The 17656-nt window shown below is 67.1% G+C and carries 17 protein-coding genes and 1 pseudogene; 9 read left to right on the forward strand and 9 right to left on the reverse strand.

Annotated features, from left to right (window positions below):
* Window positions 1-141: 141 nt before the first annotated feature.
* Window positions 142-2673, reverse strand: a complete 2532-nt coding sequence (gene hrpB / locus ACVWWW_RS00715; RefSeq protein ID WP_027083686.1) for an ATP-dependent helicase HrpB — start codon at window positions 2671-2673, stop codon at window positions 142-144.
* A gap of 61 nt (window positions 2674-2734) precedes the next feature.
* On the opposite strand from hrpB, the gene ACVWWW_RS00720 reads away from it, so the two are divergent.
* From ACVWWW_RS00720 to ACVWWW_RS00740, 5 genes and pseudogenes are all read left to right on the forward strand, one after another.
* On the forward strand, window positions 2735-3529 hold the full coding sequence (locus ACVWWW_RS00720; RefSeq protein ID WP_027083685.1) for a TatD family hydrolase: 795 nt from the start codon (window positions 2735-2737) through the stop codon (window positions 3527-3529).
* 5 nt (window positions 3530-3534) lie between these two features.
* On the forward strand, window positions 3535-3936 hold the full coding sequence (locus tag ACVWWW_RS00725; protein ID WP_027083684.1) for a VOC family protein: 402 nt from the start codon (window positions 3535-3537) through the stop codon (window positions 3934-3936).
* An 80-nt stretch (window positions 3937-4016) separates the two neighbouring features.
* Window positions 4017-5138 carry an efflux RND transporter periplasmic adaptor subunit gene (locus tag ACVWWW_RS00730; RefSeq protein WP_036142189.1) on the forward strand — a complete coding sequence of 374 codons (1122 nt, stop codon included), beginning with the start codon at window positions 4017-4019 and terminating at the stop codon, window positions 5136-5138.
* Between the two features lie 44 nt (window positions 5139-5182).
* Window positions 5183-6007, forward strand: a pseudogene (locus ACVWWW_RS00735) (efflux RND transporter permease subunit); the annotation flags it as partial.
* A gap of 64 nt (window positions 6008-6071) precedes the next feature.
* Entirely contained in the window at window positions 6072-8213 is a 2142-nt protein-coding gene (locus tag ACVWWW_RS00740) for an efflux RND transporter permease subunit (RefSeq protein ID WP_456998612.1), read from the forward strand.
* A gap of 327 nt (window positions 8214-8540) precedes the next feature.
* Here ACVWWW_RS00740 and ACVWWW_RS00745 read toward each other — a convergent pair whose 3' ends face one another.
* From ACVWWW_RS00745 to ACVWWW_RS00780, 8 genes are all read right to left on the reverse strand, one after another.
* Window positions 8541-9440, reverse strand: a complete 900-nt coding sequence (locus ACVWWW_RS00745) for a DUF2167 domain-containing protein (RefSeq protein ID WP_036142187.1) — start codon at window positions 9438-9440, stop codon at window positions 8541-8543.
* A gap of 89 nt (window positions 9441-9529) precedes the next feature.
* Window positions 9530-9883, reverse strand: a complete 354-nt coding sequence (locus ACVWWW_RS00750; protein ID WP_196804391.1) for a hypothetical protein — start codon at window positions 9881-9883, stop codon at window positions 9530-9532.
* A 63-nt stretch (window positions 9884-9946) separates the two neighbouring features.
* Window positions 9947-11167: an ABC transporter permease gene (locus ACVWWW_RS00755; RefSeq protein WP_027083681.1), complete on the reverse strand. Its 1221-nt coding sequence runs from the start codon at window positions 11165-11167 to the stop codon at window positions 9947-9949.
* The gene (locus ACVWWW_RS00760; protein WP_027083680.1) at window positions 11167-11865 is read right to left on the reverse strand and encodes an ABC transporter ATP-binding protein; all 699 of its coding nucleotides are present in this window, start codon (window positions 11863-11865) and stop codon (window positions 11167-11169) included. The genes ACVWWW_RS00755 and ACVWWW_RS00760 overlap by 1 nt, the downstream gene beginning before the upstream one ends.
* Complete coding sequence (locus tag ACVWWW_RS00765; protein WP_027083679.1) at window positions 11862-13121, reverse strand: efflux RND transporter periplasmic adaptor subunit; 1260 nt, start codon at window positions 13119-13121, stop codon at window positions 11862-11864. Before ACVWWW_RS00765 ends, ACVWWW_RS00760 begins: the two co-directional genes overlap by 4 nt.
* Window positions 13122-13128: 7 nt before the next feature.
* Window positions 13129-13803 carry a YIP1 family protein gene (locus ACVWWW_RS00770; protein ID WP_027083678.1) on the reverse strand — a complete coding sequence of 225 codons (675 nt, stop codon included), beginning with the start codon at window positions 13801-13803 and terminating at the stop codon, window positions 13129-13131.
* Between the two features lie 73 nt (window positions 13804-13876).
* Window positions 13877-14677 (reverse strand): ABC transporter permease, encoded by an 801-nt coding sequence (locus ACVWWW_RS00775; RefSeq protein ID WP_027083677.1) that lies wholly within the window; start codon window positions 14675-14677, stop codon window positions 13877-13879.
* A gap of 34 nt (window positions 14678-14711) precedes the next feature.
* Window positions 14712-15662 carry an ABC transporter ATP-binding protein gene (locus ACVWWW_RS00780; RefSeq protein WP_027083676.1) on the reverse strand — a complete coding sequence of 317 codons (951 nt, stop codon included), beginning with the start codon at window positions 15660-15662 and terminating at the stop codon, window positions 14712-14714.
* Between the two features lie 91 nt (window positions 15663-15753).
* On the opposite strand from ACVWWW_RS00780, the gene ACVWWW_RS00785 reads away from it, so the two are divergent.
* From ACVWWW_RS00785 to ACVWWW_RS00800, 4 genes are all read left to right on the forward strand, one after another.
* A complete protein-coding gene (locus tag ACVWWW_RS00785; protein ID WP_051235370.1) occupies window positions 15754-16551 on the forward strand; it encodes a ferredoxin--NADP reductase in 798 nt (265 codons plus the stop codon).
* A 131-nt stretch (window positions 16552-16682) separates the two neighbouring features.
* The gene (locus ACVWWW_RS00790) at window positions 16683-17264 is read left to right on the forward strand and encodes a hypothetical protein (RefSeq protein ID WP_027083674.1); all 582 of its coding nucleotides are present in this window, start codon (window positions 16683-16685) and stop codon (window positions 17262-17264) included.
* A 3-nt stretch (window positions 17265-17267) separates the two neighbouring features.
* Complete coding sequence (locus tag ACVWWW_RS00795; RefSeq protein WP_027083673.1) at window positions 17268-17468, forward strand: helix-turn-helix transcriptional regulator; 201 nt, start codon at window positions 17268-17270, stop codon at window positions 17466-17468.
* Window positions 17465-17635, forward strand: a complete 171-nt coding sequence (locus ACVWWW_RS00800; protein ID WP_155914398.1) for a hypothetical protein — start codon at window positions 17465-17467, stop codon at window positions 17633-17635. The genes ACVWWW_RS00795 and ACVWWW_RS00800 overlap by 4 nt, the downstream gene beginning before the upstream one ends.
* The last annotated feature ends 21 nt before the right edge of the window (window positions 17636-17656 follow it).

Genomic DNA, 17656 nt, shown 5'->3' on the forward strand with positions numbered 1-17656 from the left:
AAGCCGCGTGACAACCGAGCGCGTTCGCTGAACAGCCGCTGGCTCAGACGGCCTTTTAACAGGCGATACGAAGCAGAAGCCTACGTGTGCAGAGGCGTTAGCGCACCACGTCGCGCAGCTTTGAGCCACCAGGACGACGGATTACGTCCCGCGCGGTTTCGCACGATGCGTCGCCTTCGCGGTCCAGGGATCGTCAGGCCACGGATGTTTCGGGTAGCGGCCCTTCATTTCCTTTTTCACTTCCGGGTACGTGCGTTCCCAGAAGCCGCGCAGGTCCTGCGTGACCTGCAGGGGTCGGCCCGCGGGTGAAAGCAGGTGCAGTGTCAGCGGTACGCGGCCGTCGGCGATGCGTGGCGTGTCGGCGAGGCCGAACAGCTCCTGCAGTTTCACCGCGAGCACGGGTGACTGCGGTGTGCCGTCGACGTCCGTCGCGTAGGCGATCACACGCTCCATGCCCGATGGCACCGCGATACGCGTCGGTGCGAGCGCGTCGATGCGTTGTCGCAACGACCAGTCGACACCGGCTTTCAATGCTTCGCCGAGATCCTGTTCGCTCAGTGCGTCCAGTCTTGTCTTTCCGCTTAGTGCGGGCTTCAGCCACGTGTCCAATGATGCGAGCAACACGTCGTCGGACAGATCGGGCAATGCATCCGTCATTTCCGGCATCCATGCACGCAACCCGCGCACGCGATCTCGCCATTGCCGCAGCGACTCGGTCCACGGTAGTGCGTCGATCCCTAGCTGTCGCACGGCGTCGACCAGCGCATCGGCGTAGCGCGAGGGATCGGGTTTCGGTAGCGGTCGCGAGTCGAGCACGATGCGATCGAAGCGACGCTCGCGCACCGCACTGATCGCGCGAGCGTCGACGTCCCAGACCACGCGATCCTCGGTGACGAAACGCGACGGGAAGTCGCGTTCGAGTCGTGATTCATCGAGCGGCGCCGCCTGCAGGATGCGTGCATCGCGCATCTCGTCGCGAAGTTCGTTGACCACCAGCCACGGCTCGCCACGCAGCAGCGACTCGTCGAACAGGCGCACGGTGCGGCCGCTGGCGAGCTGGTAACGCAGCGCATCGACCGGGTGGCGACGTGCGATGCGGTCGGGGAATGCATGAAGCAACACATCGCCGAGCGCGTGCGGCGGTGCGTGCGCGGGCGGACTCGCATCGAGACGCAGGCGGCGGCGCCATTGCTTGGCCGACTGGTCGATCTGCGCGAGCGCGCTGCGCGACGCGTCGGAGGGTGCGCGGCCGCTGCGAAACATTGCTAGCGCCTGCCAGCGATCGGCGAGCGCGTCGCTGCGAAAGCGACCCGGCATCGCGCGTAGCGGGTCGCGCGCTTCGATCAGCGCGGCGAGATCGCAGGCCAGCGCCTGTTCGCGCGTATCGGTCGGTGCAAGCAACATGGCGGCTAGACGGGGATGTGTGCCGAGCGCGAGCATGCGCTTGCCGAGCGGCGTGACGGCGGTGCCGTCGAGTGCGCCGAGACGTTGCAGCAGGTCGCGCGCCGCGTTGAGCGCGCCATTCGGTGGTGCATCGGGAAAACGCAGGTCGCTGCCACCCCACAGCGCGAGCTCCAGCGCGAGCGACGAAAGATCGACCTGCGCGATTTCGGGGCGACGCTGCGGTTCCAGCCGTTGCGACTGCGGCCACAGCCGATACGCCCAGCCTTCCGACACCCGGCCCGCGCGACCGGCACGCTGATCCGCCGACGCCTGCGCGATCGGCACGACGTCGAGACGCGAGAAACCGCTGACCGGATCGAATCGCGGTTCGCGCGCGACGCCGGTGTCGATGACCACGCGCACACCCGGCAGCGTGACGCTGGATTCGGCGACGTTAGTGGCGAGCACGACGCGTCGACGTCCGTCCGTTGACGGTTGCAACACACGCGACTGCTGTTCGACCGGCAGTTCGCCGTGCAGCGCGAGCACGTCGGCGTCGACATGTTCGACGAGCGACTGCACGCGGGAGATCTCCCGTTGCCCGGGCAGGAACACCAGCAGGTCGCCGGGATGCGTGGCCAGCGCATGTTCGATCGCGCGTCGCACCTGATGTTCGCTTTTCTCGTCGCGACGCGCGGGAAGGTGCGCGATCTCGACCGGATAGCTGCGACCTTCGCTGGACAGCCGCGGCGCGTCGAGGAAGTTCGCGAGCCGTTCGCCATCGAGCGTCGCCGACATGACGACGATGCGCAGGTCGTCGCGCAGCTGCGACTGCACATCCAGCGCGAGTGCGAGGCCGAGGTCGGCGGCCATGTGCCGCTCGTGGAATTCGTCGAACAGGATCGCGCCGATGCCGTCGAGCATCGGATCGTCCTGGATCATGCGCGTCAGGATGCCTTCGGTGACGACCTCGATGCGCGTCTCGCCGGAGACGCGGTTGTCGAAGCGGATGCGGTAGCCAACGGTGCGACCAACTTCCTCGCCGCGACTTTTCGCCATGAACATCGCGGCGGCACGCGCGGCGACGCGGCGCGGCTCCAGCATCAGGATCTTGCGATCACCGAGCCACGGCGCATCGAGAAGCGCCGGCGGCACCTGCGTGGTCTTGCCCGCACCCGGCGGCGCTTCGAGCACCAGGCGCGGGTGCGCCGCGAGCGACTCGCGGATACGCGGCAGCAGGGAATCGATGGGGAAGGGCACGTAATGCGCGAGCCGGGCGGGATCGGCCATTCTCGCAGCCCGTGCGCGCCGGGTCGCTAGAATCGCGGCCTGCTTTCCGCGACGCATCCCCGTGCAGCTCATCGACATCGGCGCCAACCTGACCCACGACTCCTTCGATCGCGACCGCGACGCGGTGATCGCCCGCGCGCTCGAAGCGGGCGTCGCCCGGATGGTGGTGACCGGCGCCAGCCGCGAGCATTCGCCGATGGCGCTGGAGCTGGCCCGCAAGCACCCCGGCGTGCTGTTCGCGACAGCGGGTGTGCATCCGCATCATGCGGTCGAGTACACCGCCGAATGCGATGCCGAGATGCGCACGCTGCTCGCGCACGACGAAGTCGTCGCCGTCGGCGAATGCGGGCTCGATTACTTCCGCGATTTCTCACCGCGTCCGGCGCAGCGTCGCGCATTCGAGATGCAGTTGCAGACCGCGGTCGATACCGGCAAGCCGTTGTTCCTGCATCAACGCGATGCGCACGATGACTTCATCGCGATCATGAAGAACTTCGAAGGCCGCCTCGGGCCGGCGGTGGTGCATTGCTTCACCGGCACGCGCGAGGAAGCCTTCGCGTATCTCGACCGCGACTGGCACGTCGGCATCACCGGCTGGCTGTGCGACGAGCGCCGCGGCCAGCACCTGCGCGAGATCGTTCCGCACATCCCGGCGAACCGGTTGATGATCGAAACCGATGCGCCCTACCTGCTGCCGCGCACGTTGAAGCCGCTGCCCAAGGATCGGCGCAACGAGCCGGCGTTCCTCGCGCATATCGTGGAAGAGCTGGCGCGGGATCGTAGCGAGGATGTGGCGACGGTCGCGATCTCGACCACCCGCAACGCGCGCGATTTCTTCGGCCTGCCGGTGGCCTGACGCGCATGCGCCAGTCGATCGTCCACGTCACGTTGCTTGTTCGCGATTACGACGAGGCGATCGCGTTCTACGTCGGCCGACTGGGCTTCGAACTGATCGAGGACACCTACCGCCCGGAGCAGAACAAACGCTGGGTCCTGATCGCGCCGCCGGGATCGACCGGCACGTCGATGTTGCTCGCGCGTGCGTCGACCGACGAGCAGACGGCTCGTATCGGCGATTCGACCGGCGGCCGCGTCGCGCTGTTCCTGCAGACCGACGACTTCGCGCGCGATTACCGCCGCCTGGTCGACGCCGGCGTCGAGTTCGTGCGCCCGCCCGCTGTGCATGACTACGGCACGGTGGCGGTATTCCGCGACCTCTACGGCACGTTGTGGGACCTGATCGAATACCGCGACGCGGAGTGATGCCGCGGCCTGCACTCCCCCCACCACATACCCACCCGTATCCTTGGCGGCCTCGGCCATCGGCCCGATCCCCCGACCCCATGCGCAATCGCACGCTCCGCTTCATTCCCATGCTCGCCGTCGTGGTGCTCGCGCTCGCCGGCTGCGGCAAGAAGGACGACGCCACCAAGGCGCCCGCGGAAACGCCGGCGATGGCCGTCACCGTGGTGCCCGCGCGGCAGCAGGAGATCCCGCGCGAGATCCGCGTGTCCGGCCCGGTTGCGGCACGCGAGGAAATGCAGCTGGGCGTCGAGCTGAGCGGGCTTCGCGTCACCGGTCTCTACGTCGACGTCGGCGAGTTCGTGCATCGCGGACAGGTGCTGCTCGATCTCGATGCGCGTTCGCTGCAGAGCGAACTCGAGCAGGCGCAGGCGAGTTACCGCGAGGCGCAGGCAGCCGCATCGCTCGCGCAGGCGAACCTTCGTCGCGCCGAACCGCTGCTCGCGCAGAAGTACATCTCGGCCGGGCAGGTCGACGAGCTGCGCGCCGCGCGCGACCAGGCGAACGCGCGCGTCGCCACCGTGCGTGCATCGCTGGACGCCGCCAAGCTCCGCCGCAGCTATGCCGAACTGCGCGCGCCCGACGACGGCATCGTCAGCAAGCGCGCCGTGCAGCCCGGGCAGATCGTCGCCGCGGGTACCGAACTGATCGGCCTGATACGCGATGGTCGCCTCGAATGGCGCGCGGAGCTCGCGGACGTGGAACTCGCCGCGGTCAACGTCGGTGACGCGGTGATCGTGCACGCACCGGACGGCCGCGACGTCGAAGGCGAAGTGCGCGCGGTGCCGCCCGGCGTCGATCCCGCCACGCGCACCGGCACCGTGTACGCGGACCTGCCCGATCCCGACGGCCTGCGCACCGGCGCCTACCTGCCGGGCCGCATCCTCGTCGGCAATGCGAAAGCGCTCGTCGTGCCCGCATCGACGGTGGTCGAACGCGACGGCAATCCCTACGTGTTCACCGTCGACGCGAAGGGCATCGCGCATCGCGTGCGGGTGAACACCGGCACGACGTCGAACGGCGTGGTCGAAATCCTCGGCGGTCTCGCGCCGGGTGCGCAGGTGGTCGACCAGGGCGCGGGCTTCCTGGGCGACGGCGACCGCGTGCGCGTGGTCCCACCCGCCAGCGCGACGACTACGACCACGACGGGCGCGTCGCGATGATCAACGTTTCGGCCTGGGCGATCCGGCGACCGCTGCCGGCGCTGATGATCTTCTTCGTGCTGTGCGTGGCGGGGCTCTGGGGTTTCTGGAAGCTGCCGGTCGCGCGCTTTCCGGACGTCACGTTCCCGATGGTGGTGGTGACGATCAGCCAGCCCGGCGCGTCGCCGAGCCAGCTGGAGACCGAAGTCACGCGCAAGGTCGAAGATCAGGTCGCAACGCTGACCGGCGTCAAGCGCGTCACCTCGACGGTGACCGAAGGCGTGAGCACCACCGCGATCGAGTTCCAGTTGGAAACCGATCTCGCCGGCGCGCTCGACGACACGCGCGCGGCGGTGAGTCGTATTCGTTCGGACCTGCCGCAGGACATCCAGGAACCGCTGGTCACCAAGGTCACGATCGGCGGCGCGCTGATGACGTATGCGGTGCAGTCCGACCGCATGGGCGTCGACGAGCTGTCGTGGTTCGTCGATCGCGACATCACCCGCACGCTGTTCGGCGTGCCGGGCGTCGCGCAGGTGTCGCGACAGGGCGGCGTCGAGCGCATGGTGCGCATCGACCTCGACCCCGATGCGCTGCAGGCCTACGGCACCACCGCGGGCGCCGTGAATGCGCAGCTCGCGCGTTCGCAGGTGGAGCGGCCGAGCGGCAAGTCGGAAGTCGGTGGCGGGCAGCAGGTGCTGCGCACGATCGCGACCGTCAGCGACGCGCGGGAACTCGAAAACTTCGCGATCACCTTGCCCGACGGCCGCGCGGTGCGGCTCGGCACGCTGGCGCGCATCAGCGATTCGGTCGCCGACCCGACGCAGGTCGCGCTGCTCGACGGCAAGCCGGTGGTCGCGTTCTCGGTGTCGCGCACGCGCGGATCGAGCGAGCTAAAGGTGGCCGAAGGGGTGACGGCGGCGCTCGACGCGCTGGCGAAAGAAGAACCCCGGCATGCATTTCCAGCAGGTCACGTCGACCGTCGGCGAAACCGAGCGTTCCTACCACTCGTCGATGGAGATGCTGGTCGAAGGCGCGCTGCTCGCGCTCGCGGTGGTCTGGCTGTTCCTGCGCGATTTCCGCGCGACGTGGATCTCCGCCGTCGCGCTGCCGCTGTCAATCGTGCCGACGTTCGCGGTGATGTACTGGTTCGGCTTCTCGCTCAACATGATCACGCTGCTCGCGCTGAGCGTGGTGGTCGGCATCCTGGTCGACGATGCGATCGTCGAGATCGAGAACATCGTGCGCCACCTGCGCATGGGCAAGACGCCGCTGGAAGCCGCGCGCGAAGCGGCGGACGAAATCGGCATCGCAGTGATCGCCACATCGATGACGCTGGCCGCGGTGTTCGTGCCGGTCGCGTTCATGCCCGGCATCGCCGGCAAGTTCTTCCGCGAATTCGGCTGGACCGCCGCGACGGCCGTGCTGTTCTCGCTGATGGTTGCGCGCCTGCTGACACCGATGATCGCGGCGTACCAGCTGAAGTCGCATGGCGTGGAGGAAAAGGAAGGCCCGCTGATGCGGCGCTACCTCGGCCTGGTTGATGCGGCGCTGCGCCATCGCTGGATCACGCTCGCGATATCGACGGTGTTCTTCATCGCATCGCTCGCGCTGGTGCCGCTGATCCCGACCACGTTCATTCCGTTCACCGACATCGGCCGCAGCAACCTGCAGATCGAACTGCCACCGGGCACGCGGCTGGAAGACACCACGCGCGTCTCCGAACTCGCGCGCGCCAAGCTGCACGCGATCCCGGAACTCAAGCAGGTCTATACGACGGTGGGCAGCGTGCTCGACGTCGGCGACCCGAACAAGACGGGCGTCGGCGAGCCGCGCAAGGCAACGCTGGTGCTCGACTGGGGCAACGCGCGCGAGCGTGATCGCGACCAGAAGCAGCTCGAGCGCGAAGTGCGTACGCAGCTCGGCGATCTTCCGGGCGTGCGCATGTCGTACATCTCGAACGAGCCGGGCGAGAACCTGATGCTGGTGCTGGCGGGCGATGATCCGCAGCGCCTGCAGGACGCGTCGATCACACTGGAGCGCGAGCTGCATACGATCAAGGGACTGGGCAGCATCAGTTCATCCGCATCGCTGCTGCGACCGGAAATCGAGATCCGCCCGGATCCGCAACGCGCCGCGGATCTCGGAGTGGCTACCGCGGACATCGCCGAAGCCGCGCGCATCGCGACCAGTGGCGATTACACGCAGCGCCTCGCGAAACTCAATCTTCCCGAGCGGCAGATTCCGATCCGCGTCGGCTTCTCGCAGACCACGCTGCGCGATCCCGCGTTGATCGGCCAGCTGCGCGTGCCGGGAAAGTACGGGCCGGTGCCGCTCGCGGCGGTCGCCGACATCTCGCCGGGCAGCGGCCCGTCGGTGATCTCGCGCTACCAGCGCCAGCGCAACGTCACGTTCACCGCGGAGCTCAACGGGCGTCCGCTCGGCGACGTCATGAAGGAAGTGCAGAAGCTGCCGACGGTGAAAGCGCCGCCGCCGGGCCTGAGCTTCATCAATACCGGCGATGCGGAAGTTTTCGTGGAACTGTTCACCGGCTTCGTCGTCGCGATGATCGCGGGCATCGCCTGCATCTACATGGTGCTGTTGCTGCTGTTCAACCACGCGCTGCAACCGCTGACGATTCTCACCGCCGTGCCGCTATGCGCAGGTGGTGCGTTCGGTGCGTTGCTGCTGACGCACAACCTGCTGTCGCTGCCGGCGCTGATTGGTTTGCTGATGCTGATCGGCATCGCGACCAAGAACTCGATCCTGCTGGTGGACTACGCGGTGATGGCCGAGGACGAGCACGGGCTCAGCCAGCACGATGCGCTGGTGGATGCGTGTCGTAAGCGCGCGCGGCCGGTGTTGATGACGACGCTGGCGATGGGTGCGGGCATGCTGCCGATCGCGCTGGGGTTGTCGGGGGATTCGAGTTTCCGGCGGCCGATGGCGGTGGCGGTGATCGGGGGGCTGATTACTTCGACGTTGTTGTCGCTGGTGGTTATTCCGGCGGCTTATACGGTTGTGGATGACTTGGGTGGGTGGATGCGGAGGAAGTTGCGGCGTGAGAAGAAGGCTGAGGTGTCGCCTTCTGCGTGAGGCGTGTGCTTAAAGGCAAAGGCGTTTCGTGCGCTGGCGCGCCCGAGTTACTTTCTTTGCTGCTGCAAAGAAAGTAACCAAAGAAAGCACCTTCCCCGATCAGGTCTACAGCGCGCGATCATGTGGGTTCGCCACGATCCGCACACTCGCCATCCTGGCTCGGGTGCGGACGGCGCACATCCATGTGCGCCGCCCTTCGGGTCTTACGATTGGTGCAGCGGCCCCTGTTTCACGTGTCTCGGACTATCGATGTCGTCTTCGGTGCTGGAAGTTCGGAAACGAAAACGCCCACCTTTTGGTGGGCGTTCTGTTTTGCGGTTCGTGCGGTTACGAGACCACGCCTTTCGACTTTCGGAACATGCCGGTGATCTTGCGGAAGCCGGCGGTGATGGCGAGGAAGAGCGGGATGAGCAGCTTCTTCAGGCCGAGCAGGAGCAGGCCGAGTTTGGCGAAGAGGCCGGTCTTGGCGGCGATGCCGCCGGCGACGAGTGCCGCCAGGCCATACGCGGCGACCTTGTCGGTGCTCTTGTCGAAGTCGGCGTAGCGGGCGCCGCTGTCGAAGCTGACGCGTGGCAGCAGTTGTTCCATGCCGGTCTTGACGGTCGGCAGGTCGGCCATCGCGGACACGGCGTTGAAGCTCAGGTAGCCGTCGCGGCCGAGTACGCGGATGTCGTAGTTGAGCGTGTGCGTGGTCTCGCCTTCGAAGTCGACTTCCTTCGCCCAGTACAGCTTCTTGCTCGATGCGTCGTAGCGCGGCGGCACCGCCCAACCGACGATGTGCAGAGCGCCGAAGCCGCCCTTCTTGCGCTCGTCATTGGCTTCGTCGGTGCCCTTCTTCATGTCGGCGAGAAGGTCGGTGTAGTCGATCTTCTGCGCGTCGTCGTCGCTGACGTGGCCGTCGTGGGCCTGTGTCACCACCACCGCCCAAGAACCATCCTCGGCGAGCGAGGGCGAACGCGGCACGACGAGGCCGACGATGTCGTCGTCCGGCGGATTGCCCCACAGGTCTTCGAGCACGCGACGCGCGTCGTCGTGGGCGAGATAGCGGAAGTCGGAGCCGAGATCGACGTGCGCTTTCGCGTCGCCGAGCGCGACGTTGCCGTCCTCGAAGTGCAGCGAGCTGACGAAGGTCTGGACCTTCTGCTTGGCCTGCGCGTCATCGGCATCCTGTGCATGCGCAAGCGGTGCCACGGCCAGCAGGCCGGGCAGCAACCATTTCAACGACATCGGTTTTCCCCTGGTGAGCGGGCGTCCCCACGCCCGTACCGGGAATTCTCGCGAATGCTGGCGCGCCGGCACAAGCCGCGCGCGATCACTCAGTGCTTGGCGGGCTTCTTCGCGCCGAAGTGCACGCCCTGCGCTTCCAGCTGCGCGCACATGGCCTTGCGTTCGGTGGCGCTCATCGCTTTGACGCGCGCGGACTCGGCCGAATACGCGGACGCGAACTGCGTGTCGAACGTCTTGGGCAGCATGTGGCGCGCGTTGAGCATCTGCTTGGCGCCTTCGCGTGCATTGCGGCGGTGTTCGTCCGCGGTACCGGGGCCGCAGTTGGCGGCGGCGATCGCGCCGGCGGCGCTGGCATGGATGACGTCCGACGCGGTCATCGTCGGAGCGGCCGAGGCCGCGGTGGCGGCGACGAGAAGCGCAGTGGCGAGGAAGGTACGGAGCATCGCGATGCGTCCTGCAGTGGAATGCGCCGCAGTGTAGCGACGCATTCTGAACCGGCCGTCACGTCACTCGTAGCGCAGCGCCTCGATCGGATCCAGGCCCGCCGCCTTCGATGCCGGCATCAGTCCGAACACCACGCCGACCAGCGCGGAGAACCCCGCGGCGACCAGCACCACCCACAGCGGCACGCTGGCCGGCGGGAAATTCGGAATCAGCGCGGCGATGCCCGCACCCGCGCCGAAGCCGAGCACGATGCCGACCACGCCGCCGAGCAACGCGAGCAATGCGGCCTCGAGCAGGAACTGTACGAGGATGTCGCGCCGCGTCGCACCCAGCGCTTTGAGGATGCCGATCTCGCGCGTCCGCTCGGTCACCGACACCAGCATGATGTTCATGATGCCGATGCCGCCGACGAGCAGCGAAATACCGACGATGCCGCCGAGCACCGCGGTCGCGGTGCCGGTGATCTTCTCGAACTGCTGCTTGAACGAATCGGCGGCCTGCACCTTGAAGTCGTCATCGACGCCGGGCTTCAGGCCGCGGCTGGCGCGCAATGCGCGTCGCGCGCGTTCGCGCACGGCGTCGAGTTCTTCCATGTGCTGCACGGTGAACGACGCGCTGATCATCGGCTCGGCGGAATTGCCGGTCATGCCGCGCGCGACGTCGAACGGAATCGCGACGTAATCGTCCTGGCTGAAACCGAACACTTCGCCCTTCGGTTCCATCATGCCGACGACCTTGAACCAGTCGCCGCCGAGCTTGATGTATTCGCCGACCGGATCCTTCGGCAGGTGCAGGTCCTCGCGCAGCTTCGCGCCGATCACCGCGACATGGCGACGCCCTGCGTCGTCCGCGGGAACGAGAAAACGACCGACCTGCGGATAGCGCGCGCGCACCTGCTGGAATTCGCTGCTCGTACCGAGCACCTGCGGATTGCTGGTGCGTCCGTGCCAGCTCGCCTGCGCGGCGGGCACGACCAGGATCGGCGCGACTTCGCCCACGCCCGACACGCGGCGACGCAGCGCGTCGATGTCCTGCGCGGTGAGTGTGTTGATCTTGCCGCTGCGGAAATTGTCGTTGTCGTTGATCGCGTCGACGCTGAGCGTGGTGCCGCCGATGTCGGCGAACTGGCCCTTGATCGATTCCGACAGGCCCTGCACCAGCGACACCACCGCGATCACGCTGGCGGTGCCGATGAGGATGCCGAGCGTGGTCAGGAAGCTGCGCATGCGATGCGCGGACAGGCTGCTCAGCGCGGCGCGGAACGCTTCGAGATAGGCCTGCATCAGTGCGCTCCCGCGGTGCGCGGTTCCTGCTGCGAGTCCTCGACGATGAGGCCGTCGTGCACGCGCAGCACACGATGGCAGTGCGCCGCGATGTCGGGTTCGTGCGTCACCACCACCACCGTCTGCCCCTGCGCATGTAGCGCATCGAACAGCGCCATGATTTCCGCGGACGTCTGCGAGTCGAGGTTGCCGGTGGGTTCGTCGGCCAGCAGCAGCGATGGCTCACCGACCAGTGCACGTGCGACGGCGACACGCTGGCGCTGGCCGCCCGACAGCTGATTCGGTCGATGATCGAGACGATTACCGAGGCCGACTTTGGTCAGCGCTTCGGTGGCGCGACGCACGCGCTCGGCGCGCGGCATGCCGCGATACACCAGCGGCTGCATCACGTTCTGCAGCACGCTCTGGCGCGGCAGCAGATGGAAGCTCTGGAACACGAAACCGATCTCGCGATTGCGCACGCGCGCGAGTTCGTCGTCGTCCATGCCGGCAACATCGCGGCCGTTGAGCACGTAATGCCCTTCGCTCGGCGAATCCAGGCAGCCGAGCAGGTTCATCAGCGTGGACTTGCCCGAACCCGACGGCCCGGTGAGCGCGACGTATTCGTTGCGGCCGATGGAGAGGTCGACGCCGCGCAATGCGTGCACGGTTTCCTCGCCCATCGTGTAGCGCTTCACGATGCCGGCCAGCTCGATCACTTGCCGGCCTCGCCGTCCTTCGCGTCTTCGAGTTCCTTCGCGCTCTTCTCGACCACCGCATCGCCGTCGTGCAGCGTGCGCAGCGTCTTGGCCGGCCCGATGATCACGCGGTCGCCGGCCTTCAGGCCCGACACCACCTGCCAGCGATCGTCCGCCACGCCGGTCGTCACCGACTGCTTGCGTGCATGGCCGTCGCGCGCCACCCACAGATACGACTTGGCGACCACCGCCTTCGCGGCTTCGTGCTTCGGCGCCTTGTCGTCATCGGTGTCGGCCGCGGCGGCGGTGTCGTCGCCATCGTCCATCACCGCTTCGACTGGCACCGCGAGTTGCGGGCGGCCGTTGCCGAGGTAGACGTCGGCGCGCGCGCTCATGCCCGAACGCAGGTTGAGGCCACTCGGCGGATCGAGCGTCACCGTCACCTTGTAGGCGCGCGCCTGGCCTTCGATGGTCGGCGCCAGCGCGATCTTCTCGACGCGGCCGTGCAGCGCGGTGTCGGGATACGCGGCGGGATAGACGTCGACGGCCTGGCCGATCGACACCTGGCCGATGTCGGCCTCGTCGACCTTGAGCTCCGCGGTGAGTGCCGAGACGTCGGCGATCTTCATCAGCTTCGCGCCGGCGAGCGCGTTGGTCGACGGGATCGCGGTTTCGCCGACCTTGATCGGCAGCTCGACGATGCGGCCGCTCATGGGCGCGCGGATCTCCGTCTTCGCGAGCTGGTCGAACGCATCGCCAAGCACTGCCTGCGCCTGACGCAGGCTTTCGCTGCTGGTCGCGAGCTGCGCGCGCGCCTGGTCGACCGCAAGGCGATCTTCTTCGAGCTTGTTGCGATCGATGAGTTGCTGCGCGGCGAGCTTCTGGCTGCGCGCGTACTGCGCCTCGCGCAGCTTGAGCGTCGCGCGCTGGCGCTCGATGTCGATCTGCCCTTCGCGGCGACCGGCCGAGCTGCGGTCGATCGCGTTGCGATAGGTCTTGGGATCCAGCGTCATCAAGAGCTGGCCCTTCTGCACCACGTCACCTTCGGCGACGAGGATGCGCTCGACCTTGGCCACGACTTCCGCGGTGAGGTTCACCTCGGTGCCATAGGCGAGCGTGCCGGAAGCGAGGATCGTCGGGCGCACCGCGTGCGTCGCGAGCGGTTGCACCTGCACGGGCGTGCCGTGATCGCCGTGCAGGCGTCGCAGCGCGAACGGCAGCACGAGGACCGCCACGACCAGCCCGGCGGCCAGCCCCTTCTTCGTATTCGGACTCATTGCGTTCTCAGCCGGGAATCAGCGCCATCACGCCGTAGACCACGAGGTACGGCAGCACGGCGACGAGCAGCGCCTGCGTCCACGATGCACGCGTGAACGTGCGCCAGCCGAGCGCGGCGAGGAACAGCGTCCACAGCGACAGCAGGTCGGCGCCCTGCGCGACGCGGTGCCAGTGGGAACCGGTGGTGTCGACCATCAGCGGATCGATGTGCGTGAGCATGAGCGATTCGATTGGCGTCTGCGGCGACATGGTGAACGCGCCGACCAGCGCGACCAGCGTGCCGAGCACGCCCGGCATCGACGACCACGCGGCAAGGCTGACGCCGTGCTTGTAGTTGAGCGCAGCGCCGGTGACCTTCGATGCGATCCAGTAGTAGAGACCGATGAGCGCGAATGCGACCGCCAGACCGATCGGCCCGCCGACGGCGCTGAACATCGCCATCGTGTGCGCGCCCGGCATCATCTTTCGGGCCTGCGCGATTTCCTTGGCGGTCATCGTCGCGCGCTTGGCGTCGAGCATGTGGTCGACGAACCAGTTGCCGTCCACGCGCATGAAGTAGGCCAGCGTGAGCGCGACGGTGAGCACCGCGAGCACCACGTACGGCACCACGAACGTCGGGCGTTCGCGCTCTTCGGCGAACACCTTCGACGGCTGAAGAAAAATATCAACGAGCTTGGCCATCCCTGTCCCTCCCCGGACTAGTGGCGCGGACTGTGGACCCGTGCGGTCCCCATCGCACGGGCCGGAAGTCATCCTAGCTGCGCAGGCCGACGCCGCGCTTGAGCAGCCACAGGGCGAGCGCGGTGAGCGCGGCGACGAAGGCGAGCATCAGGCCGTAGGCGACGACGAGCGGCACGTCGCTGCGGTCGAGCAGGCCGTAACGGAACGCGTTCACCATGTAGAAGATCGGGTTCAGGTGCGTGGCCGCTTCGGCCCACGTCGGCAGCAGCTTCACCGAATAGAAAACGCCGCCGAGATAGGTGAGCGGGGTGAGGATGAAGGTCGGCACGATCGCGATGTCATCGAACTTCTTGGCGTACACCGCATTCACGAAACCGGCGAGCGCGAAGATGGTCGCGCCCAGCAGCACGGTGGTGAACGTCACGAACGGATGCGGCACGCGCACGTGGGTGAACAGCATCGCGATCAGCAGCACGATCGCGCCGACCATCAGGCCGCGCAGCACCGCGCCAGCGACGTAGCCGGTGAGGATCACCCAGTTCGGCATCGGGCTGACCAGCAGTTCCTCGACGTGGCGGCCGAACTTCGCGCCGAAGAAGCTCGACGAGATGTTGCCGTAGCTGTTCTGGATGATCGACATCATCACCAGGCCCGGCACGATGAAGTCCATGTACTTGATGCCATCCATCTGGCCGACGCGCGAGCCGATCAGCCCGCCGAAGATCAGGAAGTACAGCGTCATCGTGATCGCCGGCGGCACCAGCGTCTGCCCCCAGATGCGCAGGATGCGGTGCACTTCGCGACGCACGATCGTGCCGAGCGCGATGAGGTGGCCGGCGCGCGGCGTCTGGACGATTGCGGGAGATGTGGACATCGGAGTTCCGTGAATGCGTCGGCGTTCGGGGCGGTCAGACCGCGGCGGTGCCGGCGTTCTCGCCGGTCAGTCGCACGAACAGCTCTTCGAGGCGGTTGGACTTGGTGCGCATCGAGCGCACGCGGATGCCGTGCGCGTCGAGCGCGGCGAACACGCGGTTGAGATCCATCGCGCGCGGCATGTCGATGTCGAGCGTGTGGTCGTCGGTGGCGGTCATCTCGGTGCCTTCGACCTGCGGCAGCGCCGGCGGCAGCACGCCGTCGATGTCGAGCACGAAGCCTTCGACGTCGAGCTTGGACAGCAACGCCTTCATCGAACCCTGCGCGACGATGTTGCCGCGATCGATGATCGCGACGTTGCGGCACAGGCTCTCGGCTTCCTCGAGGTAGTGCGTGGTGAGGATGATGGTGGTGCCCGACGCGTTGATGTCCTTCAGCGTCTTCCACATGCCGCGGCGGATCTCGATGTCGACGCCGGCGGTGGGCTCATCGAGGATGAGAAGCCGTGGCTGCGTCATCATCGCCCGCGCAATCATCAGGCGGCGCTTCATGCCGCCCGACAGCGTGCGGCTCATGACGTTCGCCTTCTCCCACAGCTGCGAGCGGCGCAGTTCGACCTCGGCGCGCCTGAGCGCTTCCTCGCGCGGCACGCCGTAGAAACCGGCGTAGTTCACGAGGATGTCGATCGGCTTTTCGAACATGTTGAAGTTGATTTCCTGCGGCACCAGCCCGATCTGCCGCATCGCGGCCGCGCGATCGCGCGTGAGGTCGATGCCGAACACGTCAACCGCGCCGGAGGTGAGGTTCACCAGCGAGCTGACGATGCCGATCAGCGTCGACTTGCCGGCGCCGTTGGGCCCGAGCAGCGCGAAGAAATCGCCGGGCATGACGTCGAGCGACACGCTTTTCAGCGCTTCGACGCGGTTGTCGTAGGTCTTGCGCAGGTCGCGCACGGACAACGCGGGAGTAGTGACGGCTGCGGCCATGTCAGAGCTTCGAACGGCGATCCCGCTAGTATAGGCAGCCCGTGCATGCGCCCCGCGCGCTGCAGTGTTCCAGCGGCCGCGCCCTCGTTCGATGCGCGTGGCCCGTCAGGATTCGAACGCCTTGGCCATCGTCCAGTTTCCGCTCCAGCTCGTCTCGCGCCGCATGCTCGCGCCCAGCGTCGGCCATTACTCGTTCGTGCGGGGCGACGGGCAGCCGCTCGATTTCATCCCCGGCCAGTTCATCCAGGTGCACTTCACCTACGCCGACGGCACCGCGACCAAGCGCAGCTATTCGCTGGCGACGATCCATGACCATGCGATCGGCCCCGGCGAAGCGGTCGACATCGCGGTGAGCTACGTGCCCGGCGGCGCGGCGACTGCATTGTTCGAAAGCCTGGAGATCGGCGGCACGGTGAATGCGAGCGGCCCGTTCGGGCGCTTCTGCCTGATGCCGAACGACGCGAACCGTCGCTACCTGCTCATCGCCACCGGCACCGGCGTCACGCCGTACCGCGCGATGCTGCCCGAGCTGGAACGGCTGATCGGCGAGCGCAGCATCGAAGTCGTGGTGCTGTTCGGCGCGCGCACGCCGGAAGAACTTCTGTACGGCGACGAGTTCCGTGCATTCGCGACGAAGCATGCGTCGAACTTCCGTTTCGTGCCGTGCTTCTCGCGCGAGTTGCCGGCCGCGGATTCACCGCAGGCGCATGACGACGTGCGCCACGGCTACGTGCAGCAGTTCCTTGGCGAGTTCGCGCCGAATGCCGAAGGCGACATCGCGTATCTGTGCGGCAATCCGAACATGGTCGACGCCTGCTTCGAGGCGCTGAAGGAATTCGGACTGCCGGTGCCGCAGATCCGTCGCGAGAAGTACGTCAGTTCGAAGTAAGCGATCGCTGCGACGCGCGCCTGAATCGTTTTGCGGGCGTCCCGCCGCTCGTCGGCAGCCGTGTAAAGCACGCTTGACACGCCCTCGGGGCCGGCCCTAACGTGGCTGTCAAGTTTGTTTGACAGGCCGCCATGACCCGTTTTTCCGCCCGCAACCTGATCATCGTCGGCGTGCTGCTGCTTGCCGCGGCCACGGCCGTCGAGCTGCTGCTGTCGGACCGCGTGCCGGATTTCTTCCGCGGGCTGCTGTTCGGTATCGGCGCGGCGCTGTGCTTCGCCGGCCTGCTGCGGTCGCGCATGCCCGACCCTTGCGACGCCAGCACGCCAGCGCTTCGCAAGCGCTACGTGCGCGAGTTCACGCCGCCGATGGTCGGCTACGTCGTCACCCTGATGGGGTCGGTGTGGCTGCTGAAGACGATCAGCGATCCGGCATTGCGCGCGGTGGTCGCGCTGGCGCCGGTTCCTTTCGTGGCGCTGACGATGCGCGCGGTGATTCGCTACATCCGCGACACCGACGAATTGCAGCGCCGCATCGAGGTCGAAGCGGTGAGCATGGCGACGGCGCTGGTATCCCTGGGCTACTTCGCCGCGGGCCTGCTGCAGTCGGCGAAGGTGATCGACATCCCGTCGAGCGCGGCGATGATCTGGGTGTTCCCGCTGATCTGCCTGGTGTACGGCCTGGCGAAGCTCGTCATCGCGCGGCGGTACGCGTAAGCCATGGAGAGCCGCGTGCGCGAACTCCGCGAAACGCAGGGCTGGTCGCAGGGCGAGCTCGCCGAACGGCTGGCCGTGTCGCGACAGACCATCAACGCGATCGAAACCGGCAAGTACGACCCCAGCCTGCCGCTCGCATTCCGCATCGCCCGGCTGTTCCGCGAGCCGATCGAATCCATCTTCATTCCGGGAGACCTCGCATGAATCCGCTGCACAACCGCCGCGCCGCGCTCGTTCTTCTCTTTGTCGCGACCGCCTGCGCGCTGGCCGCGATCCTTGGTGATCGCCCGATGTTCGCCACCACGCTGTTCCCCGCGATCTGGATCACGATGCTGGGCCGCTCGCGTCGTTGCCCGCAGTCGCCCGTCTGATCGACGCATCCATCCGCCTTA

It is taken from the genome of Lysobacter sp. HA18 (genome assembly GCF_054057595.1).